Genomic DNA, 21,519 nt, shown 5'->3' with positions numbered 1-21,519 from the left:
GGCCGGTTAACCCGGCCCGCTGTGTTACTTAATCATCGGCAGATTCAGCTCATGCTGCGCAGCGCAGCGTTTGGCAATATCGTAACCGGCATCCGCATGGCGCATCACCCCGGTGGCCGGGTCGTTCCACAGCACGCGGCTGAGGCGCTTATCGGCTTCAGCCGTGCCGTCAGCGACGATCACTACCCCGGCATGCTGTGAGAAGCCCATACCGACCCCACCGCCGTGGTGCAGGCTGACCCAGGTTGCCCCGCCTGCGGTGTTCAGCAGCGCGTTGAGCAGCGGCCAGTCGGACACCGCGTCCGATCCGTCCTGCATCGCTTCGGTTTCGCGGTTCGGCGAGGCCACAGAGCCACAGTCGAGGTGATCGCGGCCAATTACCACCGGCGCCTTCAGCTCACCGTTACGCACCATCTCATTAAATGCCAGCCCGGCCAGATGGCGTTCGCCCAGCCCCAGCCAGCAGATACGCGCCGGCAGCCCCTGGAAGGCAATGCGTTCCTGCGCCATATCCAGCCAGCGGTGCAGGTTTTTGTTGTCCGGGAACAGCGTTTTCAGCTTGGCATCGGTGCGGTAGATGTCTTCCGGGTCGCCGGAGAGCGCCACCCAGCGGAACGGTCCTTTCCCTTCACAGAACAGCGGCCGGATATAGGCGGGAACAAAGCCCGGGAAGTCAAAGGCGTTTTCCACCCCCTCTTCCAGTGCCACCTGGCGAATATTATTGCCGTAATCGACGGTCGGGATGCCCATGTTGTGAAAGTCGAGCATCGCCTGGACGTGCACCGCCATCGAAGCGCGCGCCGCCAGTTCCACCGCTTTCGGCTGGCTGCTGCGCTCATCCAGCCAGCGAGCCAGCGACCAGCCTGCCGGCAGATAGCCGTTAACCGGATCGTGAGCGGAGGTCTGGTCGGTAACGATATCCGGCCGCATACCGCCGGCTCTGGCGCGTTTTACCAGCTCCGGCAGGATCTCTGCGGCGTTACCGAGCAGGCCGACGGAGATAGCGCGTTTCTCTTTACAGGCGTTGTCGATCATTGCCAGCGCGTCGTCAATGGTCTCTGCGCGGTAGTCGAGGTAGCGGGTGCGCAGGCGAAAATCAATACGCGAATCCTGACACTCTATCGCCAGCACCGACGCCCCGGCCAGTACGCCGGCCAGCGGCTGTGCGCCGCCCATGCCGCCCAGACCGGCGGTGAGGATCCATTTGCCGCTCAGGTCACCGTTATAGTGCTGACGGCCGGCTTCGGCAAAGGTCTCGAAGGTGCCCTGTACGATGCCCTGAGCACCGATATAGATCCAGGAACCGGCGGTCATCTGACCGTACATCATCAGCCCGGCCTTATCCAGCTTGTGGAAATGGTCCCAGTTGGCCCAGTGCGGTACCAGGTTGGAATTGGCGAGCAGCACGCGTGGCGCATCAGCGTGGGTGCGGAAAATACCCACCGGCTTGCCGGACTGCACCAGCAGCGTTTCATCCGGGTGTAACGCCTGCAGCGAGCGCAGGATCTGTTCGAAGCACTCCCAGTTACGCGCGGCCTTACCGATGCCGCCATACACCACCAGATCTTCCGGGCGTTCGGCCACGTCCGGGTCGAGGTTGTTCTGGATCATGCGGTAAGCGGCTTCAATCAGCCAGTTGGCGCAGTGCAGGGTGTTGCCGTGCGGGGCGCGGATTGTGCGGGCTACCGCGTTGTTTACTGAATGAGTCATCTCTGTATTCCTTTTATCAAAGAGGGGTGTCAGAACAGCGGGTCGGTAACAGTGCCGCCAGACAATCCGGCCAGCCGTCGCGGGTGGCCCACTGACGCATATGCTCAAGATCCGGGGCCATCAGGCGGTCACGCTCAACAAAGGCCACCTGCTGACGGATGGTGGCCAGCGCCTGTTCCAGCAGCGGCGAGCTCTGCAGCGGACGCTGAAATTCAATCCCCTGGGCGGCGGCCATTGCTTCGATGCCGACCACGGCGGCGGTGTTAAAACACATCGCCCCCAGCCGGCGGGCGGCATAGGTGGCCATCGAGACGTGGTCCTCCTGGTTCGCGGAGGTCGGCAGGCTGTCGACGCTGCCCGGATGGGCAAGGGATTTGTTTTCCGAGGCCAGAGCGGCGGCGGTGACCTGGGCAATCATAAAGCCAGAATTGACCCCGCCATCCTGCACCAGGAATGGCGGCAATCCGGAGAGGCTACTGTCAAGCAGCAGCGCCATCCGTCGTTCGGAGATCGCGCCGATTTCGGCTATCGCCAGCGCGATAATGTCGGCGGCAAACGCCACCGGTTCAGCGTGGAAGTTACCGCCGGAGATCACCTCGCCGGTGTCGGTGAACACCAGCGGGTTATCAGAGGCGGCGTTAGCTTCAATCTGCAGCACCCGTGCCGCGTGGTTGAGGTTATCGAGGCAGGCACCCATCACCTGCGGTACACAGCGGATCGAGTAGGGATCCTGTACGCGGCCGCAGTTGGCATGTGAGGTGAGGATCCCACTGCCGGCCAGCAGCTGGCTGACGGCCGCGGCAACGGCGATCTGCCCCGGCTGCCCGCGTGCCTCATGAATGCGCGAGTCGAACGGTTTCACCGAGCCTTTAATCGCCTCCAGCGACAGCGCGCCGGCCATCAGCCCGGCGGCAAAGACGTTTTCGGCTTCAAACAGGCCACGCAGCGCCAGCGCGGTGGAGACCTGGGTGCCGTTCAGCAGCGCCAGGCCCTCTTTCGGGCCGAGCACCACGGGCTGCAAACCGGCGATTGCCAGGCCTTCGCGGGCCGGGATCAGCTTGCCCGCCACCCGTACCTCGCCTTCGCCCAGCAGCATCAGCGACAGGTGCGCCAGCGGCGCCAGATCCCCGGAGGCACCGACCGAGCCTTTCTCCGGAATACAGGGCATCACGCCGGCGTTGAACAGGCTAATCAGCGCGTCGACCAGCTCGATGCGGATGCCGGAGTGGCCGCGCGCCAGGCTAATCACCTTGGTCGCCATGATCATCCTGACCACCTCATCGGGCAGTAATTCGCCCAGTCCAACGCTGTGCGACAGCACCAGGTTGCGCTGCAGCTCCGCCAGGCGATCTGCCGGGATCGTAGTCTGCGCCAGTTTGCCGAAACCGGTGTTGATGCCGTAGGTCACTTTGCCTTCGCTGACGATGGCGGCTACCGTCTCACGCGCCTGTTGAATGCGACCGCGCGCCTGTTCATCCAGCGCCAGCGTCACATTACCGCGCCAGATGGCTTTCAGGGTGGTCAGCGTAACCTGACCGGGGCTGAGCAGGCAGATAGAGGTCGTGGATGTCATGGTTTACTCCTGTAGTGACAACGATATGGGCAGCAATGTCTGGCGAACAAAACGGCCTGACGGAAGCGGCTGCAGCGTAGGTGTTAACAGGAGTGAAACACAATTGTATATTCTTGTCTATACAACTTGACCGGGGAGTTTCTGTCCCTCACAAAAATAGTTGAGCGCCCGTCCGGAGAGGATCGGCTTGCGGGTCAAACGCTGGCTTTGCCAGCGCGTCAGGATAGCAGGCAGGTGGGTTGCAGATGTCTATACATTTAAGAGTTTACCTACTACACTGCCGTCATTAATTTTATCAGGATAAAAAAACTATGGCCGGTCAGTCCGCCATTTCTCAACTTGCCGCCGTAATGAGCGATCGGCCAGCGCCGATCTATCTGCGCGTGAAGCAGGCGATTATCAGCCAGATTACGGAAGGCGTGTGGCAGGCCAGGCAGCGGGTGCCGTCGGAGAGCGAGCTGGTAAACGAGCTCGGCGTCAGCCGTATGACCATCAACCGCGCGCTGCGTGAGCTGACCAGCGAAGGCTATCTGGTGCGTATGCAGGGGGTCGGTACTTTTGTCGCCGAAACCAAAGGCTACACCGCGATGCTCGAAGTGCACAATATTGCCGATGAGATCGCCCAGCGCGGCCACCGCCACAGCTGTAAAATCGTCCATCTGGGCGAGAGCCGCGCCGATCCTGAGCAGGCCGCGGTGCTGGGCATCGGCAGCGGGCAGCCGCTGTTTCAGTCGCTGATCGTGCATTATGAAAACGAGCTGCCGGTGCAACTGGAGGAGCGGCTGGTTAACCCGCAGGTGGCCGCGGAGTACCTGCAGCAGGATTTCAGCCTGCAGACCCCCTATACCTACCTGATGCGCGTGGCACCCTTAACTGCGGGTGAACACGTGGTGGAAGCGGTGCTGCCCGACGCCCGCCAGTGTGAGCTGCTGGCGATGGAGGCGCACCAGCCGTGCCTGCTGATCCGCCGTCAGACCTGGAGCGACAGCAAGATCGTTACCTACGCGCGGCTGCTCTACCCCGGCTCACGTTATAAGCTGTTGGGCCGCTTCAAGGGGCATGGCTGATCGCGGCGATGCTGCCCCATAACAGCAGCGCGTCGGGTGACAGCGGCGTAAAGCTGCCGTCGTCACTTTCCCACCATGCCCCCTGGCCGGCGGACAGCCGCACCTGCGGATGCTGCCACTCGCCCTCCAGCACGTAGACCACCCCGGCGCAGGACGACAGCGGGCAAAAGGGCTTACGGGTGACTCCGGCCGACGCCGAGTGGCTTTCCCGGCGTGACATGATGTTAAAGTCGCGGCTCGGCCCGGCCGACAGGCGTGCGGCGATCGGCTCCTCTCCGGTGAAGGCAAACGGCTGGTTCGGCTGCAGCTGCTGGCGGAGTTGGCCGTCGCCGTACAGCGCCACGCCATCGCCGTCGAGCAGGGTAATGATCCTGTCGATGCCGGGAAACAGCGAGAAGTCGCCGTCGTGGGCGAGGGTGGCGATGCTGGCACGCCAGGCAAAATCTGCCTGGCCCGGCGGAAAGCTGATGATTTCGCGCGTTTCACCGCCGCCGTTGCGCCAGCGGCTGACCGGCAGGCGGGCGCAGTCATAGAAATGAATCATCGCAGCGCCTCCAGTGCCTCACGGCAGGCAGCGTCGATCTGCTCCTGCTGCGCGTGCCGTCCGGCGGTGATGCGCGGCTGCCCTGCGACGTACACCTCCTGAATCTGGCCGCGATGGCCGGCAAACAGCCAGCGGTTGAGCAGGGCGGTGTCCGGCGTGGTGCCGAGCAGCGCATCCTCCTGCAGTACCAGCCAGTCTGCGCGCCAGCCCGGCTGGAGGCTGCCGATTTTCAGACCGCAGGCCTGCGCGCCGCCCGCCAGCGCCTGCTGGTAGAGCACGTCGCCGACCGAGGGCTGTTCTGCGGTAACGATGCGGTTTCGGCGGCGGTCGCGCAGTCGTTGTGCGTACTCCAGCCAGCGCAGCTCCTCGACCACGTCCAGCGACACGTGGCTGTCGGAACCGATCCCCCAACGCCCGCCCTGGGCAATGTAGTCGCTGGCCGGGAAAATGCCGTCGCCGAGGTTGGCCTCGGTGGTCGGGCAGAGACCGGCTACCGCGCCGCTGGCGGCCAGCCTTTTGACCTCCTGCTCCGTCAGGTGGGTTGCGTGGATCAGACACCAGCGCGTATCAACCGCAAAGCGGTCCAGCAGCCAGCTGACCGGCCGCTTACCGCACCAGGCCAGCGAGTCATTAACCTCTTTCTCCTGCTCGGCGATGTGCAGATGCACCGGCAGGTGCGTCGGGCTGGCGGCCAGCACCTCTCGCATCTGCGATTCGTTGACCGCGCGCAGCGAATGGAAACAGAGCCCCTGGCTGAGCAGCGGTCGTCCGGCGATCAGCTTCTGCAGGCGCACCTGCTGCGCAAGATACTGGCTGGTGGTCTGGATAAAGCGTTTTTGCCCCGGCAGCGGCGGCTGGCTGCCAAACCCGGCATAGCTGTACAACACCGGCAGCAGGGTCTGACCAATCCCGCTGCGTTCCGCCGCCGCCGCCAGTTCGCGCAGCATCTCATCATTCGCGTAGGGCTGGCCGTCGGGCTGGTGGTGCAGATAGTGGAACTCCGCGACCTGGGTATAGCCGCCTTTCAGCATGTCGACGTAGAGCGCGCTGGCGATGGCACCGACCTGCGGCGGCGTCAGGCGCTCCGTCATGCGGTACATCAGCTCACGCCAGGTCCAGAAGCTGTCCTGCGGGTTACCGGCGATCTCCGCCAGCCCGGCCATCGCCCGCTGAAAGGCGTGGGAGTGCAGGTTGGCGATGGTCGGCAGAACGGAGCCGTTCAGCCGCACCGCACCCTGTACGCTACTGTTGGGGGTCAGGGCGCTGATGACGCCCTGGTGGTCAACGTCAATTGTCACATTGTGTTGCCAGCCGTCGGCCAGCAGGGCGCGGGGCGCAAAATAGCGGATCATGGTTGCTTCCTGTGCAGTGAGGTTGTATATACATATACATACTTATTATCAGGCCGTAAAGAACACAACGTGGGAGGGAGAATGGAGCCGCTAAGCTGCGATCGTTTATGGACCGGTGCCGATATTGTCACCATGCGGGAAGGGCGCTACAACATCATAGCAGACGGGGCGATCGGCGTGCGCGGCGAGCAGATCGTCTGGGTCGGTTCACGGCAGGAGGCCGCCGGCCTGCAGGCGGAGCGCATCACCGACCTCGGCGGCGGCATTGTCACTCCGGGCCTGGTGGACTGCCATACTCATCTGGTGTTTGGCGGCGATCGCAGCGATGAATTTGAACAGCGGCTGAACGGGGCCACCTACGCCGAAATCGCCGCCGCGGGCGGCGGCATTCTCTCTACCGTGCGTGCTACCCGCAGCGCCTCGCTGGCGCAGCTGGTGGCCAGCGCCCGCCAGCGGCTGACGTTGCTGCTGAACGAAGGGGTGACCACCGTTGAGATCAAGTCCGGCTACGGGCTGGAGGTTGCCAGCGAATTACGTATGCTGCAGGCGATTCGTCAGCTTGCGCAGCAGGTACCGGCGCAGATCCAGGCCACCTGCCTTGCCGCCCACGCCATTCCCCCCGAATTCAGCCAGCGTCCTGACGCGTGGGTCGATATGATCTGTGAGCAGCTGCTGCCGCAGGTGGCGGCCAGCGGGCTGGCGGATGCGGTTGATGCCTTCTGCGAACATCTGGCGTTTTCACCCGAGCAGGTCGCGCGCGTGTTCCGGGCGGCACAGCAGCTGGGCCTGCCGGTAAAACTCCACGCCGAACAGCTCTCCGCGCTGGGCGGCAGCCGGCTTGCGGCCAGCTTTGGTGCGCTGTCGGCCGACCATCTGGAGTATGCCAGCGAGCAGGACGTGGCCGCGATGGCACAGAGCGGCACCGTGGCAGTGCTGCTGCCCGGCGCGTTCTATCTCCTGCGTGAAACCCAGCTGCCGCCGGTGGCGCTGTTCCGCCGTTACCGGGTGCCGATGGCGCTGGCCAGTGATGCCAATCCGGGGACATCACCGGCGCTGTCGCTGCGGCTGATGCTGAATATGGGCTGCACGCTGTTCGGTATGACGCCGGAGGAGGCGCTGGCGGGGGTGACGCTGAACGGCGCACGTGCGCTGGGGCTGGCCGACCAGCTTGGCTCGATTGAGGCAGGCAAGCGGGCTGATTTTGTCCACTGGCCGCTGGCACGCCCGGCGGAGCTAATCTACTGGCTGGGCGGGCAACTGCCCTGCCGGGTTATTTTCCGAGGAGAGGAACGATGAAACCATTTGAATTTAGCTCCGGCACGCTGCCGCTGCTGGTCAGTATTCCCCATGCCGGCACCGCACTGACCCCCGAGGTTGAGGCCGGCCTGACCGACGCCGCGCGGCTGCTGCCCGACACCGACTGGCATATTCCACGGCTGTACGAATTTGTGCAGTCGCTCGGTGCCAGCGTGCTGGTCGGCAACTACTCGCGCTTTGTGGTGGATGTGAACCGCCCGGCGGATAACCAGGCGCTGTACACCACGGCCACCACCGGGCTGTTCCCGGAGACGCTGTTTGACGGCAGCCCGACCTTTCGCACCGGGCAGGCTCCCGATGAGGCCATTCGTCAGCGTGACCTGCGGCAGATCTGGCAGCCGTACCATGACCAGCTGGCTCAGGAGCTGGCCCGGCTGAAACAGCGCTTCGGCTACGTGCTGCTGTTTGACGCCCATTCGATTGCCTCGGTTATCCCGCGGCTGTTTGACGGCCAGCTGCCGGACATCAACCTCGGCACCAATGACGGTGCCAGCTGCAGCCAGGCCATCGCCGATCGGCTGACCGGCATCTGCCAGCAGCAGTCGCAGTTTAGCTGGGTGCTGAACGGGCGGTTTAAGGGTGGCTATATTACCCGCGCCTACGGTCAGCCGGAACATCGCCAGCAGGCGGTGCAGCTGGAGCTGGCACAGGTCAATTATATGGATGAGCAGCCGCCGTTTGGCTGGCGCGAGGATAAACAGCGCCAGCTACAGCCGCTGCTGCAGGGCCTGATTGAGGGCTATCTGGAAGAAGCTGCGCGCTGACCTTACCGGCAGCAAGCCGCCAGCGCCGTGCTGGCGGAAGGCGGGTAGCCGGCAGGATTCGGTGCAGTCACCTTCAGGTAAGGTTCCGCCAGCGCCGTGCTGGCGGAAGACGGGTAGCCAGCAGGGCGCGGTGCAGTCACCTTCAGGTAAAAATCCGCCAGAGCAGCGCTGACGCAAGGCACCCAGCCTATGGCAGGATGCATTCTCAAATGCGGCTACCCCCGCACCTTGTGCGTTGGCGCAGCCGCAGGCAGGCCGTTTACAGCAGCAGCGTTTCGATCTCCTGCCAGTTTTCCACCCGGCGGTAGCCGGTCACATGTCGGTTATGCGCGGCGGAGTAGAGGATCCCTTCACCACAGAAATTCACGAAGTTCTTCGCATTATCGTCGATCATATAGTCGGCCCTGATAATACTTTTATCCCCGCAGAACACGATATTGCGCGGCTTGATATCCGGGAAATGGGTATTCAGCCAGCGGAATTTGGCGTTAAACGAGCTGGGTAGCTCCATCGCGGCGGTCGTGATAAAAATGTCGTAGTGCTGGCTGAGTCGGGCAATCACCCGCTGGCTGTCGGCAATCACCGCCAGGTCGCCAAAAAACTCCGGATCGCTGGCCAGCGCAAAAATCTCTGACAGCTTGTGCGGATCCTTCTGCTGCAGATCGAACAGGTTGAGCTCGTCTGCGGTGAGCTGCTGCGCGAAATGGCTGTTCCAGGTGGTGACCAGCTTGGGATGAAAATCGGCAATCACTTCATCCATGTCAATCGCGATACGTTTCATAATCACTCAATAATCGGGGGTTTTGGAGAAGGTTAGCATATCAAAAAAACCGTTGCCGACGCTGCTGGCTAAAAAAGGCGCAGGCGCGGTCGGCAGACTACTGGGCTATCGTCAGCCCCCCTTCAGGCTTTACGCGCGTCCGGCCGCGTCATATCGAAACGCAGATCCTCACTGATGCCGTAATAGGCGCTCGGCCCGCCGGCGCGCAGAATCGGCTCCGCCTTTGCGGTCTGGTAGATGCCGTTTTCCAGCAGCGCCTCGTCGATATGGATCGCCACCGCTTCGCCCAGCACCAGCCAGCTGGGTAACAGTTCGCCCGCGGCGTTCTGCAGCTGAATGCACTGGGTCAGACGACACTCAAAGTTGACCGGGCTTTCTGCCACCATGCTGACGTTAATCAGGCTGGCAGGCAGCGGCGTCAGGCCGGCAAAGGCGAACTCATCCTCGCCACGCGGCAGCGATGCCGAGCTCTCATTCATCGGCACCGCCAGCGTGCGGGTCGCCAGGTTCCAGACAAATTCCCCGGTTTCCACGATGTTGGCCACGCTGTCCTTCCAGCCGCTGCTGGCAAAGCCGATGATCGGTGGATGGTAGTTAAAGCAGTTAAAAAAGCTGTAGGGTGCCAGGTTGCGCTGGCCGGCGGCGTTCTGCGAGCTAATCCAGCCGATCGGCCGTGGCCCGATAATGGCGTTCAGCGGGTCGTGCGGCAGGCCGTGGCCGCGTGCCGGTTGATATGAGTAGCGGGTCGTCAAAGCTGGCTCCTTGAGGGTCGTTGCGATTATGTATTACATAAGTCAAATTTATTAATATAAAGAAATAATTTGAAACTTGTTGTACAGTAATGCCGCTATTTGTAGCGATATGTCATTCTTATTTCAATGGATTTAAATTTGATGGAGCTTTTCATGTTGTCAAAGTTTGCACGTTTTACCTCAGCAACGGTACTGATTTCTGCCACCACGCTGTTTGCCAGCGCACTGGCCAGCGCGGCGGATAACAGCGCGTTTTTTGATGCGGCGTTATGCCAGCCAGCCTACACCACCAAAGCGGCCACCGCCCTGTACAATGAAGCAGAAAAAGTCTCAAAATATGAGCTGGTGGGGATGATGGCGGTTTATCCGCTGGCCGAAGCGGTGGTCAAAGACGGCTTCAGCGCTAAAGCCTTCGTGCTGGCGGGTACCACCTACGGCGTGCTGGTTGAAGGGCAGAAAGCCGACGAACTGGCAAAAACGTATCAGTTAACCGCTGAAGCGCCGAACCCGATGATCGTGGCGACCAAAAGCTACATTCGCGTATTAGACGATGCCGATCAGCCTTCGCCGGAAACCGGCCGGGTGGCGATCACCGCCCGTGAAGCGCAGGGCATCCCGGGTAAAACGCTGCTGAGCTGTGAATTCACCTCACTGGCCGATCTTGCGGCGATGAAAGCGATGGCGAAATAATCGCCTGTTCTGAACATCAGGGCCGTAAGGCCCTTTTTTTTGGCTGCGTTCAGCAGGGCGTGAAGCAAACCGCGGGAAATCCTGCGCTAGTGGTTTACGATTAATACTCCAGCAGGTATCTTACGCGCCTGCTGATAAGAGAGTGACTGATGAAAACCCCTGCCGAGAAAGACCTTCTCCACCCGCGTAACCGCCACCGCGGCCGCTATGATTTTGCTGCGCTGATCGCCAGCCACCCCCCGCTGGCGGCGTTTGTTGCCGTGAATAACTGGGGCAGCGAGTCGATCGACTTCGCTAATCCGCTGGCGGTGAAAACCCTCAACCAGGCGCTGCTGCGGCACTTTTATCAGATCGACCACTGGGATATTCCGGACGGCTTCCTCTGCCCGCCGGTCCCTGGCCGTGCCGACTATATCCATCACCTGGCCGATCTGCTGGCCGAAGATAACCGCCGCGTGGTGCCGCGTGAGATCAACGTGCTGGACGTCGGCTGCGGCGCCAACCTGATCTATCCGCTGATCGGCCATGCCGAGTACCGCTGGCGCTTTACCGGCAGCGAAGTCAGCGAGCAGGCAATGGCCTCGGCCAACGCGATTATCAGCGGCAACCCGGGGCTGAATCGCGCCATCCGCCTGCGCCGGCAGAAAGAGGCTAACGCCATTTTCACCAGCGTGATCCACAAAAACGAGCTGTATCAGGCCGTGCTGTGTAACCCGCCGTTCCACGCCTCCGCCGCTGACGCGCGCGCGGGCAGCCAGCGTAAGCTGCGCAACCTCGGCCTTGACCGCAGTGCGCCGCTGAACTTTGGCGGCCAGCAGGACGAGCTGTGGTGTGAGGGCGGTGAAGTGGCCTTTATCACCCGGATGATCGAAGAGAGCGCCGGCTTTGCCCGCCAGTGCGTGTGGTTCACCTCGCTGGTGTCGCGCAAAGAGAACCTGCCGGCGCTGTGGCGGGCGCTGGAGGAGGCGGAGGTCGCCGCCGTGCGCACCGTCGATATGGCCCAGGGGCAGAAGCAGAGCCGCTTTATCGCCTGGAGCTTTATGGAACAGCCGCAGCGCTCCCGCCTGCTGGGCAAGTCACCCGCTTAAGGGACAGGTGCCGCCAGCGCTACGCCGGCGGCACCGGCCACATCCACCCCGCTCTGCATCACCTGCACCGTCTGATACGGCGCTTTGATGCCCGCCGCGTCAAAGTGTTTTTTCACCATTGCGTCCAGCGCAAAGCGCACCGTCCACTGCTTCAGCGGTTGGGTGGTGAACGACACGCGTACCGTAAACGCCTGATTAGTCAGCCCGACCAGCCCGGCAAACGACGGCTCGCCGATCACCAGGCTGCGAATCGCGTTATCCTCCAGCAGCTCCTGCACCGCCGCCTGCAGCGTGGCGTTAACCTGTTCGCTGTCCTGCTGACGGTCGACGTCGTAGTTGGCGACAAACGAGCCGATGCCGCGCACGAAGTTTGCGAAGGTGGTAATCGAGGACCAGGGAATAATGTGGTAGGCCCCGGTGTCCTGACGCACGCCGACCGAGCGGATCGACATGCGCTCCACGGTGCCGGTAATCGCGCCGATGGTCACCAGGTCGCCGGTGTTCATGCCGTTTTCAAACTGAATAAACACCCCGGTAATAATATCCTTCACCAGCGTCTGTGAACCGAAGGAGATGGCGAGGCCGAGCGCGCCGGCACCGGCCAGCAGCGGCGCGATGTTTACCCCCAGTTCAGAGAGCAGGATCATAATGGTGATGGTGCTGATCACCACCGCCAGCGCGTTACGGAACAGCGTCAGCAGGGTGCGGGTGCGCGCGCTCGGCATCTGTCTGCCGTGCGAGTCAGAGGCCAGCCGGCTCTCGATCAGGCTGGCCAGCAGGGTCCAGCCGACCGCCGAGAAGAACAGGATCACCACGATGCGGATCAGCACGTCCACCACCTTTTCGCCGGCCCCCACCGTCAGCCAGTGCCACAGGTCAAACAGGTGCCAGGCGCTGAGCAGCATCAGCGTTACCGCAAACACGCTGACGATGCGGGCCAGCTTGAGCAGCGCCGAGACCCAGCCGTTGATGCGCTGCTGCAGCGCCGGGTAGCTGCGCTGCGTCTCCGGCGAGAGGATAATGGTCTTGTTGATCCAGCGGGTCAGCATGCCGGAGACCAGCGCGCCGATGGCGACAATCGCCAGCGAACGCACGGTGGCCGACATCATAAACTGCAGGCTGTCGCCGGGGTTAAACAGCGACATAAAGAACAGCGCGATAAAGTAGGCGCTGGCCAGCCAGTGCCACACCAGGGCAAAGGCGCGAATAAACAGGCCAAAGAAGGCCAGCGAACGGTCGGCCAGCCGGTGCAGTTCGTGGCGGATATTCAGCCGGTTGTGGAAAATCAGGTACAGCGCCCAGACGGTAATCAGCCCCATAATCACCACGTTGGTCAGCGCGCCGATCTGCACGTTCACCTGGTTTGAGACGATCGGCACGATCACCAGCAGTCCGTAGCCGATTAGCCCGCTCAGCCAGCTCAGGCGGGTATTCCAGTAGTGGGCGCGGTTATCCGCAAGGTGGAAGAAGCGCAGCTGCGGGTAGCGCGGGCAGAACAGCAGCCGCAGCACCGCCTTGAAGAACTCGATCAGGGCAAAGGCGTTGAGGAACAACCCCTGCTGGTAAGCGATGGTGCGGCTGCCGCCGTTCATATTGTCGCTGAGGATCTGGCCTGTAAACAGCGCCAGCGCCAGCAGCAGCAGGTCGATCACGAACGCGCCCGCAATCATCGCCGGCAGCTGCAGCCAGTTGTTGCGCGCGCTGTTTTTTCTGCGCCCCCAGTCGCCCATGCGGCGGTAGAGCGGGGTGACGGCGAAACGGATCAGCCAGTAGAAGGCGAACAGCGCCGCCGCCAGCATGGCAAAGTGGCTGACCGCGTTGAAAAAGGTGGTCTGGTTAAACGGCTTGTGCGGCGCGTTGGTGATGTTGCGGTGCAGCGTCTGCAGCCGGGCGGCAAACTCGCCGCCGAAGTGACGGCTGACGTCGGTAACGCCCTGCAGCACCGTTTTATCCTCCGCCTCCTGCGGCGGCGTCAGCACCGGCTCGTTGTTGACCGGCGGCGTGGTCGCCGCGCTGCGCAGCTGGTCGATCAGCTCTTTTCTGGCGCTGTCGTTTTCCAGAATATTGGCCAGCGCGGCGTAGGCGGCTTTTTTGTCCGCGACGTCCGGGGCGTTCTCGCTGGTGGCGGCAGCCGGTTGCGTGCTTTGCGAAGCCGCCACGGCGGCGGCGGGCAGGGTAACGGCCTGGGTTAACGGGCTGATAAGCAATAACAGTAACAGCATGGATTGCAGCAGCGCGCGAAGCGGTGGCGTAATTCCTGACATCCGGTTCTCCTGAAGTCTGACGGCGACAACAGAACAGTATAGACGGCGGTGAGTGGGCGGAAGGGAAGAAGGGCTGAAGAGGGTACTGCACAGAAAGCAGGATAGACACAAAGAGAGGGGGCAGAAAGCTGGGTCGACAGAAACAGAGCGGTAAGAAAGCAGCATGGACAGAATGAGAACGAACAGAAAGCAGGGTGACAGATAAGGTCGGCAGGTAAATAAAACGGGGCAGGCGGATGCTGCCCCGGGAGTGCAGGATTAAGAAACGTGCTGCAGGAACTCGCGCAGGCGTGCGCTTGGCGGGTTAGTGATCAGCTCGTCCGGGTTACCGTCTTCGGCAATCCGGCCTTTATCGATAAAGATCAGCCGTGAGGCCACCTTCTGCGCGAAGCCGACTTCATGGGTCACGATCACCATGGTCATGCCCTCTTCGGCCAGGTCCTGCATCACCTTCAGCACTTCGTGACGCAGTTCCGGGTCGAGCGCGGAGGTCGGCTCATCAAACAGCATCATCTTCGGCTTAACCGCCAGCGCACGGGCAATCGCCACGCGCTGCTGCTGGCCACCGGAGAGCTCGGACGGGAAGTGGTTGGCGCGCTCGGCCAGGCCAACTTTACCCAGCAGCTCGCGCGCCAGGCGCTGTGCGTCTTCTTTCTTCGCACCGCGTACGCGGATCGGGCCAAAGGCGACGTTGTCCAACGCGCTCATCTGCGGGAACAGGTGGAACTGCTGGAACACCATGCCGGCTTCCTGACGGATCAGGCGGTCGTCCACTTTCGGGTCGTTAACCTTCAGGCCGTCGACGATCAGCTCGCCGCTGGTGATCTCTTCCAGCTTGTTGATGCAGCGCAGCAGGGTAGATTTACCTGAGCCGCTCGGGCCGATAATCACCACCACTTCACCCTGATTGATTTTCAGGTCGATGTCGTGCAGCACCTGGGTCTGACCGAAGTGCTTGGATACGTTTTTAAATTCAATCACAGGATTTTCATCCTTCTCTCAAGGCGACGCAGAACAAAGCTCAGCACCAGCGTAATAATCAGATAGATGACGGCAACGGCGCTCCAGATCTCCAGCGCACGGAAGTTACCGGCAATAATTTCCTGCCCCTGACGGGTCAGTTCAGCCACGCCGATCACGATAAACAGCGAGGTATCTTTGATGCTGACGATCCACTGGTTGCCCAGCGGCGGCAGCATACGGCGCAGCGCCAGCGGCATAATCACGTAGCGCAGCGTTTCACGGCTGGAGAGGCCCAGCGCCAGGCCGGCTTCGCGGAAGCCGCGGTTAATCGACAGCACCGCACCACGGGTGATTTCAGCGATATAGGCACCGGAGTTGATCATAATGGTGACCACCGCCGCGCTGAACGGGTCAATGCGCAGGTCGGTGAAGGCCATCGGCAGCGCAAAGTAGATGAACATCACCTGCACCACGATCGGGGTGCCGCGAATTAGCTCAATAAAGACCAGCGCAACGTTGCGCGACAGCCAGCCGCCGTAGGCGCGGGCAAAACCCGCCGCCAGGCCGATAATGACGCCGCCGAGCAGACCGAGGACCGAGATCCACAGGGTCATCTTGGCGCCTTCAAGCAGGATTGGGATAGCAGGCCAGATGGCGCTCCAGTCAAACTGCATGTTTATTCTCCGGTTCAAAAACCATTTTGTTGATGTGGAAAAACGCAGGAGCGCCGTGTAACGCTCCTGTCATTGATGTATACCCTTCCTGCTTTATCCCCGATGGCAGGGTGAACCGGCACCGGGGTCGAAAATCATTTGGGTATCTTCTGTTATTATTTTGGCTCAGTACCGAACCATTTTTTGTAGATCTGGTTATAGGTACCGTTGTCGCGAATGGTTTTCAGCGCGCCGTTAATCTTCTCACGCAGGTCATCACTGCCTTTTGGCAGAGCGATGCCGTACTGCTGGGCTTCAATAGACTCACCGACTGACTTGAACTGGCCTTTACCGGCGGTGTTGATGAAGTAGAGGATATTTGGCGTGTCGTGCAGCACCGCGTCAGCACGGTTGGTACCCAGTTCCATATAGGCGTTATCGATGTTCGGGAACTGACGCAGGTCTTTGGTTTTGATGTGCTGTTTCGCGTAGTCTACAGAACCGGTACCGCTCTTCACCGCCACCACTTTACCGTTCAGATCGTCGATGCCTTTCACTTCGGTGTTGTTGGCTTTGACCATCACCAGCAGGCCGCTTTTGTAGTAGCCGTCGGAGAAGTCGATCGCTTTCTTACGTTCTTCGGTGATGGTGATACCGGCCAGCGCCACGTCAACGTTTTTGGTCTGCAGCGCAGGGATGATGCCGCTGAAGTCCATTGGCTTCAACTCGTAGGCAACGTTCAGCTGCTTAGCGACGGCGTCCCACAGGTCGATGTCGAAACCGACATACTTATCACCCTGCTTGAATTCGAAAGGAACAAAAGCGGTGTCGGTAGCGACAACCAGCTTCTTGTCAGCAGCGGTGGAAGTAACAGCGAATGCCAGCGTTAATGCGGCAAGTGACAGCTTGAAAATCGACTTCATCATTTTATCCTTTTTGCTTCTCGGGAACGGTAGTCGCCCAATGTTGTGCCTGCAGCGCTATGAAAAAATCGTGCCAGCTTTGCAATGGTAATAAAAAACAGTGGCTTGAACACGCTTTTTCTGACGATTCCTGGCGCGCACTGGGGTGCTGCACGAAAGTGGGGCACCGTTTTGGTGCGAATCATCTGTCGTGGTGCAGGTGAAGTTGTAGCAAACTGGCGGATAAAAACAACAGATAGTGCCGCAGGAAATGAATTTGTTGCTGTACAGCGCTGGTTTTGTAAAAAAATTCAGCGCAGCTGGCTGTCCTTACTGCCCCGGCGGTTGAACAGCGCCGCGTCATGACGCTCGTCGTGCGCCTGCTGGCACGCGATGCAGTAACGGACGCCGGGCAGCGCTTCACGGCGCGCCTGCGGAATCGGCTCACCGCACTCCTCGCAGAACTCGGCGCTGGCCCCGTGGTGCAGCGCCCGGCGCGCGCGCAGCACGGCATCATCAATGGTTGAGTCAATCTGCTCCTGCACGGCATCATCCCGTGCCCAGCCGCTGGCCATGGTTACCCCCTGAAATGCAAAAAAGCAGAGGAGTGAGCCTCTGCTTTGGTATCGTTCAGCTGGCCGCCGCGGGCGGCCGGCGTGGATTACTCAATATTGGCTTCGATAAACCACAGGAACTTGTCCAGATCGCGCGAGGCGGCGGTGAAGATATCGGCGGTGTCTTCATCAGAGACTTCGCCAATCGCCTTACGGGTGTCGTTGGCGACGATAGCATAACGATCGGCCAGCGCTTTCAGGTGGTCCTGCACGCTGTGAATGTTCAGCGGGTAGCTTTTCAGCGGGCTTTTGTCCGCCACGATCTGCGCGGTACCCAGCGCCACGCCGCCCAGCTGCACGGCACGTTCGGCTATGGTGTCCTGGTGGTCGGTAATGGCGGTACGGAAGCCGTCCAGCATCTCATGGACGCCGATAAAGTTGGCACCGCGCATGTTCCAGTGCGCCTGTTTGGTGATCAGCGACAGGTCGATAAATTCAATCACCAGACGGTTAAGCACGTCGATGGTGGCTTTTTTCTCGCCGTCGGCCACGTCGTTACGGGTGTAAATCAGATCGGAAGATTTGGCTTTAACCAGTTTTGCGGTACTCATCATTAACGTCCTCTTAATAGTCGGGGTGTCCTGAATTTCTACGAGGTTAAGTATAGCACCGGATCCTGACTCTGCAGCGACGTTAACAGCTATCGCTTTAATAGCGGCTGACTGTCGCTGGTGAAGAGCTGATAATTTGGTAAAAGCGGAGAGGAAAGTATTATTGAGAATTATTACTATAATTGTTTGTGTTTTATGTTATTGATTTAAAATGTTTTGCTTCTGAGGTGATGGTGAGGTTGCGATATTTTATTCGCACCGGTAACAGAATGTTTCATGTAACCGGTGTGAGATCCGCAGATTAATTCACCGCTCAGCGCCTGCGCCGGCAAATAAGGCGCGGCACCCCATCAATCCGTTAACATTTTATTTACCCGACGGCTTCACCGGCACGATCTCAGATTTTGCCGGTCGCAGGGTCAGCGTTGAGCCGACCGAGGCGCTGATAATCGCCAGCAGCGCCAGCCACTGCACCGGGCTGAGCACTTCACCGAGAAACAGCATACCGGACAGCGCGGCCATCGCCGGCTCAAGGCTCATTAAGGTGCCAAAGGTGCGGGACGGCAACCGGGTCAGCGCCACCATCTCCAGCGAGTAGGGCAGCGCGCTGGAGAGAATGGCAATCAGCAGGCCGATCGGCAGCAGCGCCAGCGTCCAGGCTCCGCCGTTGGCCAGCGCCAGTCCCAGCGGCACAAACACCAGCGAGCCGATCAGCGAACCCATCGCTACCGTGGCCGGGCCGTGTTCACTGCCGGCGCGCTGGCCGGCGAGGATATAGACCACCCACAGCGCGCCCGCGGCCAGCGCCAGCAGGGCACCCTGAGGGTCGACGCCGTTAATCTCATTGCCGATCGGCAGCAGCCAGTACATACCCAGTATCGCCAGCGCAACCCAGACAAAGTCCAGCGGCCGCCGCGAGCCGAGCAGCGCCAGCGTCAGCGGCCCGATAAACTCCAGCGCTACCGCGATGCCCAGCGGCACGGTGCGCAGCGAGAGATAAAACAGAAAGTTCATCCCCCCCAGCGACAGGCCATAGAAAATCAGCGGCAGCGCCTGCTGGCGGCTGAAGCGCAGTCGCCAGGGGCGGAAGATGGCGCAGAGGATCAGCGTGCCCAGCCCCAGTCGCAGCGCGGTGATCCCCGGTGCGCCAACCTGCGGAAACAGCGTCTTCGCCAGCGCCGCGCCGCCCTGAATCGAGGTCATGGCGATAAGCAGCAAAAGCACCGAAAACCAGGGGGACTCTTTAACCGTTGGTGAGAACATCCTGTTTGCGCCTTCTATTCCAGTAATCAGTCGGGGGGATCGGCCATGAGTGTAACGGATATGTCTGGCAAAACAGGAGAGGGAAGTAAGAAAAAAACGTCGCGGTAGGGCAAAAAGGGCGATTTTTGGTAAAGAAACGTCAGCTTTTGATTAGGATTACTCTTAATGAACTTTTTTTTACAACGGATGACAATAGCGCATTAATTCCGATAAATATAAGTAAAAAGAATGACATAGGTTGTTTCATTAACTTCCTGTTACACCAAACATTCTATTGGACAACAAAATCAGGGCAGAGTTTCTCGCTGACCTTTGTTATATTTTCAGCGTTGTCAGGAGAGAAGTACTTTCACATTTGAGGTGGTTATGAAAAAAATTGCATGTCTTTCTGCGCTGGCTTGCGTACTGGCCGTTTCTGCTGGTTCTGCGATGGCACAAAGCACCGTCTCTGCCGGTTATGCTCAGGGTGATGCCCAGGGCGTGGCTAACAAAGCTAACGGTCTGAACCTGAAATACCGTTATGAGAACGGTAACGACCCACTGGGTTGGATCGGTTCCTTCACCTACATCAACAAAAACCGTACCGAGTCTGGCGACTACATCAAAGCCCAGTACTACGGCTTCACCGGTGGTCCGGCTTACCGTCTGAACGACTGGGCAAGCGTATACGGTGTTGTAGGTATCGGTTACGGTAAGTTCCAGTACAACGAACCAAACCGCGAAAAAAATGATTCAAGCGACGTAGGTTTCTCCTACGGTGCAGGTCTGCAGTTCAACCCAATCCAGAACGTTGCTCTGGACATGGGCTACGAGCAGAGCCGTATTCGTAACGTTGACGTTGGCACCTGGACTGCTGGCGTAGGCTACAGCTTCTAATCGCTGCTGCCTGACCCGCCAAGCGGGTCCGCGTGAAAATCCGCCCCCCGGGGCGGATTTTTTTTGCCTGTTAACCGGACGTGCGGCGCGGTTAAGCGGCTATTTGAGGATCGGGTCCTGCTGCAGCTGGCTGAACGGCAGCCGTTTCAGCGCAAAGTTAGTCACCTCCACCGGCGGGGCTTTCTCAGCGGAGATAAAGCGGTAGCCTGGGGTGATTTCGCGGGTGCGGATGCCGGTCCACTGCGAGAACAGCGTTAAAAAGTCGTTTGCCGAGCGCGGCTGGTCAATCACCTGATGGTGGGTATCGCCGCTCGAGGCGACGAACAGCGGCACCTCAAAGTTCTGCCGGTACTTATCATCGTGGGTCAGGTATTCGTTGACGGTGCCTTTCTCTTTAAAGGCCAGGCCGTGATCGGAAAAATAGATCATCGAATAGCTCAGTCCGCTGTTGTGCAGCTGCTGCCACAGCTGCTGCAGAAAACCGTCGGTCTGGGTGATGCTGTAGAGGTAGCAGGACGTCTCTTTCGAGTGCAGAAACTCGACGTAGCGCCCCCGGGTGCGGTCGCAGGCCTTAGGATGCGACCCTACCAGGTGATAAACCAGCAGGCGCGGGGCATCCACCGGGCGCGCCAGCGCGGCAGCGGTAAAAGGCAGCAGGTCTTCATCACGGGTGTTCTTATCGGCTTCAAAATCGCCCTGCTTGAGAAAGTGAACGTTTTTCGCCCGCAGGGCGATGCTGGCTACCGGCGTATCGTACTGGCCGATCTGCCCCTGATTTGAGATCCACCAGGTGTCAAAACCGGCGCGGTTGGCGAGGCTGATGATGTTGTTCTGATACTGCGGCGTGCCGTCACTCACCAGGTTTAAGGTCAGCCCCAGCGATTTCTGCGTTGACGAGGCGGCAGAGGTATAACGGGTGAAAAACTGCCCCGGTAGCTGGCTGGCAAACGGCGTGTTATCCCAGCGGCCGCCAAAAGCGCCGAGCGCATCGCGGCGGGCGCTCTCACCGATCACCACCACGTAGATCTGCCGGTCAGGCTTCACGCCGAGCAGGTGCCAGTCGTCCTGCAGGGTGGAGAGCTGCTGCATGCGGCTGATTTCACGGTTGACCGACAGCTTGCTCTCCAGCGTGTCTTTCACAAAGCGCACCAGCGGAATACCGGCATCTTTCGGGTTAAACACGCCGCCGGTAAGCTGGTTAAGCACCGGCTGCGTCAGCCAGGCGATCGCCACCAGCGCCAGGCCGGCGCTGTGCAGATGACCCCAGCGCCGTCTGACCGGTGCTTTTCGCCACAGGGCGATCGCGCCACAGACGACGATCAGCAGCCCCAGCAGATAGTCATGCAGCGGGAAGATCAGCAGCGTTTCGCTGGCCTCTTCCACGCTGGTGGCGTGCATCGCCAGCAGGGTATTGAAGTTGGGCGGGCCGAACGCCTGGCCAAAAGGATAATAGAGCCCGGCGACCAGCGCGGTGCCGGCCACCAACACTTTCAGGCTGCGCGGCGCAACGGCGGCCAGCAGCAGCAGCAGCACGGTAAACGCCACGCTGTAGGGCAGGCTGAGCGGGTAGCCAAAAGCCAGATTAATTAAAACAGAAAACAGCAGGTACAGTCCGGTCCACGGGCTCAGCCACGCACGGTAGCGGCCTGCCGCGGCAGTTTTTATCAGTGTCAGATTCATTCTCGGTTCTTAATCAAAAGCCAAAGCGCGTCGCTTCAGAGGGCTGAAGTGGCAGAGTGCCTGAAACAGCTCGTCAGAAATGGGGGGGACGGGAGGAAGGTGATCCGGTCTGCCT

Annotated in this window: 20 protein-coding genes; 6 read left to right on the top strand and 14 right to left on the bottom strand. The window is 60.4% G+C overall.

Annotated features, from left to right (window positions below; genetic code table 11):
• Positions 1 to 24 precede the first annotated feature (24 nt).
• On the bottom strand, positions 25 to 1,710 hold the full coding sequence (gene hutU, locus ASF13_RS13545) for a urocanate hydratase (protein WP_056237030.1): 1,686 nt from the start codon (positions 1,708 to 1,710) through the stop codon (positions 25 to 27).
• 16 nt (positions 1,711 to 1,726) lie between these two features.
• Positions 1,727 to 3,283 carry a histidine ammonia-lyase gene (hutH, locus tag ASF13_RS13540; RefSeq protein WP_056237028.1) on the bottom strand — a complete coding sequence of 519 codons (1,557 nt, stop codon included), beginning with the start codon at positions 3,281 to 3,283 and terminating at the stop codon, positions 1,727 to 1,729.
• Between the two features lie 311 nt (positions 3,284 to 3,594).
• Between hutH and hutC the strand changes: the two genes are divergently transcribed.
• The gene (gene hutC, locus ASF13_RS13535; protein WP_056237026.1) at positions 3,595 to 4,350 is read left to right on the top strand and encodes a histidine utilization repressor; all 756 of its coding nucleotides are present in this window, start codon (positions 3,595 to 3,597) and stop codon (positions 4,348 to 4,350) included.
• Here hutC and ASF13_RS13530 read toward each other — a convergent pair.
• The gene (locus ASF13_RS13530) at positions 4,334 to 4,894 is read right to left on the bottom strand and encodes a HutD family protein (RefSeq protein WP_056237024.1); all 561 of its coding nucleotides are present in this window, start codon (positions 4,892 to 4,894) and stop codon (positions 4,334 to 4,336) included. The genes hutC and ASF13_RS13530 overlap by 17 nt on opposite strands.
• Positions 4,891 to 6,246 carry a formimidoylglutamate deiminase gene (locus ASF13_RS13525; protein ID WP_056237022.1) on the bottom strand — a complete coding sequence of 452 codons (1,356 nt, stop codon included), beginning with the start codon at positions 6,244 to 6,246 and terminating at the stop codon, positions 4,891 to 4,893. Before ASF13_RS13525 ends, ASF13_RS13530 begins: the two co-directional genes overlap by 4 nt.
• 81 nt (positions 6,247 to 6,327) lie before the next feature.
• Between ASF13_RS13525 and hutI the strand changes: the two genes are divergently transcribed.
• Positions 6,328 to 7,542 carry an imidazolonepropionase gene (gene hutI, locus ASF13_RS13520; protein ID WP_056237020.1) on the top strand — a complete coding sequence of 405 codons (1,215 nt, stop codon included), beginning with the start codon at positions 6,328 to 6,330 and terminating at the stop codon, positions 7,540 to 7,542.
• A complete protein-coding gene (gene hutG, locus ASF13_RS13515; protein WP_056237019.1) occupies positions 7,539 to 8,327 on the top strand; it encodes an N-formylglutamate deformylase in 789 nt (262 codons plus the stop codon). The genes hutI and hutG overlap by 4 nt, the downstream gene beginning before the upstream one ends.
• A 259-nt stretch (positions 8,328 to 8,586) precedes the next feature.
• On the opposite strand, the gene ASF13_RS13505 is transcribed toward hutG, so the two are convergent.
• Both ASF13_RS13505 and ASF13_RS13500 read right to left on the bottom strand, forming a co-directional pair.
• On the bottom strand, positions 8,587 to 9,108 hold the full coding sequence (locus tag ASF13_RS13505) for a 5'-3'-deoxyribonucleotidase (protein ID WP_056237015.1): 522 nt from the start codon (positions 9,106 to 9,108) through the stop codon (positions 8,587 to 8,589).
• A gap of 122 nt (positions 9,109 to 9,230) precedes the next feature.
• Positions 9,231 to 9,860: a flavin reductase family protein gene (locus ASF13_RS13500; protein ID WP_056237013.1), complete on the bottom strand. Its 630-nt coding sequence runs from the start codon at positions 9,858 to 9,860 to the stop codon at positions 9,231 to 9,233.
• A 153-nt stretch (positions 9,861 to 10,013) separates the two neighbouring features.
• On the opposite strand from ASF13_RS13500, the gene ASF13_RS13495 reads away from it, so the two are divergent.
• A complete protein-coding gene (locus ASF13_RS13495) occupies positions 10,014 to 10,550 on the top strand; it encodes a hypothetical protein (protein ID WP_082502350.1) in 537 nt (178 codons plus the stop codon).
• Positions 10,551 to 10,699: 149 nt separating this feature from the next.
• Positions 10,700 to 11,638: a 23S rRNA (adenine(1618)-N(6))-methyltransferase RlmF gene (rlmF, locus tag ASF13_RS13490; protein WP_056237009.1), complete on the top strand. Its 939-nt coding sequence runs from the start codon at positions 10,700 to 10,702 to the stop codon at positions 11,636 to 11,638.
• Here rlmF and ybiO read toward each other — a convergent pair.
• The 7 genes from ybiO to rhtA form a co-directional block, all read right to left on the bottom strand.
• On the bottom strand, positions 11,635 to 13,902 hold the full coding sequence (gene ybiO, locus ASF13_RS13485) for a mechanosensitive channel protein (protein WP_056237008.1): 2,268 nt from the start codon (positions 13,900 to 13,902) through the stop codon (positions 11,635 to 11,637). The genes rlmF and ybiO overlap by 4 nt on opposite strands.
• A 258-nt stretch (positions 13,903 to 14,160) precedes the next feature.
• A complete protein-coding gene (gene glnQ / locus ASF13_RS13480) occupies positions 14,161 to 14,883 on the bottom strand; it encodes a glutamine ABC transporter ATP-binding protein GlnQ (protein ID WP_056237006.1) in 723 nt (240 codons plus the stop codon).
• On the bottom strand, positions 14,880 to 15,539 hold the full coding sequence (glnP, locus tag ASF13_RS13475; protein ID WP_056237004.1) for a glutamine ABC transporter permease GlnP: 660 nt from the start codon (positions 15,537 to 15,539) through the stop codon (positions 14,880 to 14,882). The genes glnQ and glnP overlap by 4 nt, the downstream gene beginning before the upstream one ends.
• A 155-nt stretch (positions 15,540 to 15,694) precedes the next feature.
• Positions 15,695 to 16,441, bottom strand: a complete 747-nt coding sequence (gene glnH / locus ASF13_RS13470; RefSeq protein WP_056237002.1) for a glutamine ABC transporter substrate-binding protein GlnH — start codon at positions 16,439 to 16,441, stop codon at positions 15,695 to 15,697.
• Positions 16,442 to 16,731: 290 nt separating this feature from the next.
• Complete coding sequence (locus ASF13_RS13465; protein WP_056237001.1) at positions 16,732 to 16,995, bottom strand: DksA/TraR family C4-type zinc finger protein; 264 nt, start codon at positions 16,993 to 16,995, stop codon at positions 16,732 to 16,734.
• A gap of 86 nt (positions 16,996 to 17,081) precedes the next feature.
• Positions 17,082 to 17,585: a DNA starvation/stationary phase protection protein Dps gene (gene dps / locus ASF13_RS13460; protein WP_056237189.1), complete on the bottom strand. Its 504-nt coding sequence runs from the start codon at positions 17,583 to 17,585 to the stop codon at positions 17,082 to 17,084.
• Between the two features lie 366 nt (positions 17,586 to 17,951).
• A complete protein-coding gene (rhtA, locus tag ASF13_RS13455; RefSeq protein WP_056236999.1) occupies positions 17,952 to 18,848 on the bottom strand; it encodes a threonine/homoserine exporter RhtA in 897 nt (298 codons plus the stop codon).
• Positions 18,849 to 19,214: 366 nt separating this feature from the next.
• Here rhtA and ompX point away from each other — a divergent pair, with 366 nt between their 5' ends.
• The gene (ompX, locus tag ASF13_RS13450) at positions 19,215 to 19,724 is read left to right on the top strand and encodes an outer membrane protein OmpX (protein ID WP_056236997.1); all 510 of its coding nucleotides are present in this window, start codon (positions 19,215 to 19,217) and stop codon (positions 19,722 to 19,724) included.
• A 99-nt stretch (positions 19,725 to 19,823) separates the two neighbouring features.
• On the opposite strand, the gene ASF13_RS13445 is transcribed toward ompX, so the two are convergent.
• The gene (locus ASF13_RS13445) at positions 19,824 to 21,404 is read right to left on the bottom strand and encodes a phosphoethanolamine transferase (protein ID WP_056236995.1); all 1,581 of its coding nucleotides are present in this window, start codon (positions 21,402 to 21,404) and stop codon (positions 19,824 to 19,826) included.
• Between the last annotated feature and the right edge of the window lie 115 nt (positions 21,405 to 21,519).

The sequence above is a fragment of the Erwinia sp. Leaf53 genome, assembly GCF_001422605.1.
In the GTDB taxonomy this organism is placed as follows: Bacteria; Pseudomonadota; Gammaproteobacteria; order Enterobacterales; family Enterobacteriaceae; genus Erwinia.
This window is presented reverse-complemented; position numbering and strand designations above follow the sequence as displayed.

What these genes read in the sequence shown, in the direction of transcription:
- hutU (WP_056237030.1), bottom strand. Translation starts at nt 1,710, where the DNA reads ATGACTCATTCAGTAAACAACGCGGTAGCCCGCACAATCCGCGCCCCG.
- hutH (WP_056237028.1), bottom strand. Translation starts at nt 3,283, where the DNA reads ATGACATCCACGACCTCTATCTGCCTGCTCAGCCCCGGTCAGGTTACG.
- hutC (WP_056237026.1), top strand. Translation starts at nt 3,595, where the DNA reads ATGGCCGGTCAGTCCGCCATTTCTCAACTTGCCGCCGTAATGAGCGAT.
- ASF13_RS13530 (WP_056237024.1), bottom strand. Translation starts at nt 4,894, where the DNA reads ATGATTCATTTCTATGACTGCGCCCGCCTGCCGGTCAGCCGCTGGCGC.
- ASF13_RS13525 (WP_056237022.1), bottom strand. Translation starts at nt 6,246, where the DNA reads ATGATCCGCTATTTTGCGCCCCGCGCCCTGCTGGCCGACGGCTGGCAA.
- hutI (WP_056237020.1), top strand. Translation starts at nt 6,328, where the DNA reads ATGGAGCCGCTAAGCTGCGATCGTTTATGGACCGGTGCCGATATTGTC.
- hutG (WP_056237019.1), top strand. Translation starts at nt 7,539, where the DNA reads ATGAAACCATTTGAATTTAGCTCCGGCACGCTGCCGCTGCTGGTCAGT.
- ASF13_RS13505 (WP_056237015.1), bottom strand. Translation starts at nt 9,108, where the DNA reads ATGAAACGTATCGCGATTGACATGGATGAAGTGATTGCCGATTTTCAT.
- ASF13_RS13495 (WP_082502350.1), top strand. Translation starts at nt 10,014, where the DNA reads ATGTTGTCAAAGTTTGCACGTTTTACCTCAGCAACGGTACTGATTTCT.
- rlmF (WP_056237009.1), top strand. Translation starts at nt 10,700, where the DNA reads ATGAAAACCCCTGCCGAGAAAGACCTTCTCCACCCGCGTAACCGCCAC.
- ybiO (WP_056237008.1), bottom strand. Translation starts at nt 13,902, where the DNA reads ATGTCAGGAATTACGCCACCGCTTCGCGCGCTGCTGCAATCCATGCTG.
- glnP (WP_056237004.1), bottom strand. Translation starts at nt 15,539, where the DNA reads ATGCAGTTTGACTGGAGCGCCATCTGGCCTGCTATCCCAATCCTGCTT.
- glnH (WP_056237002.1), bottom strand. Translation starts at nt 16,441, where the DNA reads ATGAAGTCGATTTTCAAGCTGTCACTTGCCGCATTAACGCTGGCATTC.
- ASF13_RS13465 (WP_056237001.1), bottom strand. Translation starts at nt 16,995, where the DNA reads ATGGCCAGCGGCTGGGCACGGGATGATGCCGTGCAGGAGCAGATTGAC.
- dps (WP_056237189.1), bottom strand. Translation starts at nt 17,585, where the DNA reads ATGAGTACCGCAAAACTGGTTAAAGCCAAATCTTCCGATCTGATTTAC.
- rhtA (WP_056236999.1), bottom strand. Translation starts at nt 18,848, where the DNA reads ATGTTCTCACCAACGGTTAAAGAGTCCCCCTGGTTTTCGGTGCTTTTG.
- ompX (WP_056236997.1), top strand. Translation starts at nt 19,215, where the DNA reads ATGAAAAAAATTGCATGTCTTTCTGCGCTGGCTTGCGTACTGGCCGTT.
- ASF13_RS13445 (WP_056236995.1), bottom strand. Translation starts at nt 21,404, where the DNA reads ATGAATCTGACACTGATAAAAACTGCCGCGGCAGGCCGCTACCGTGCG.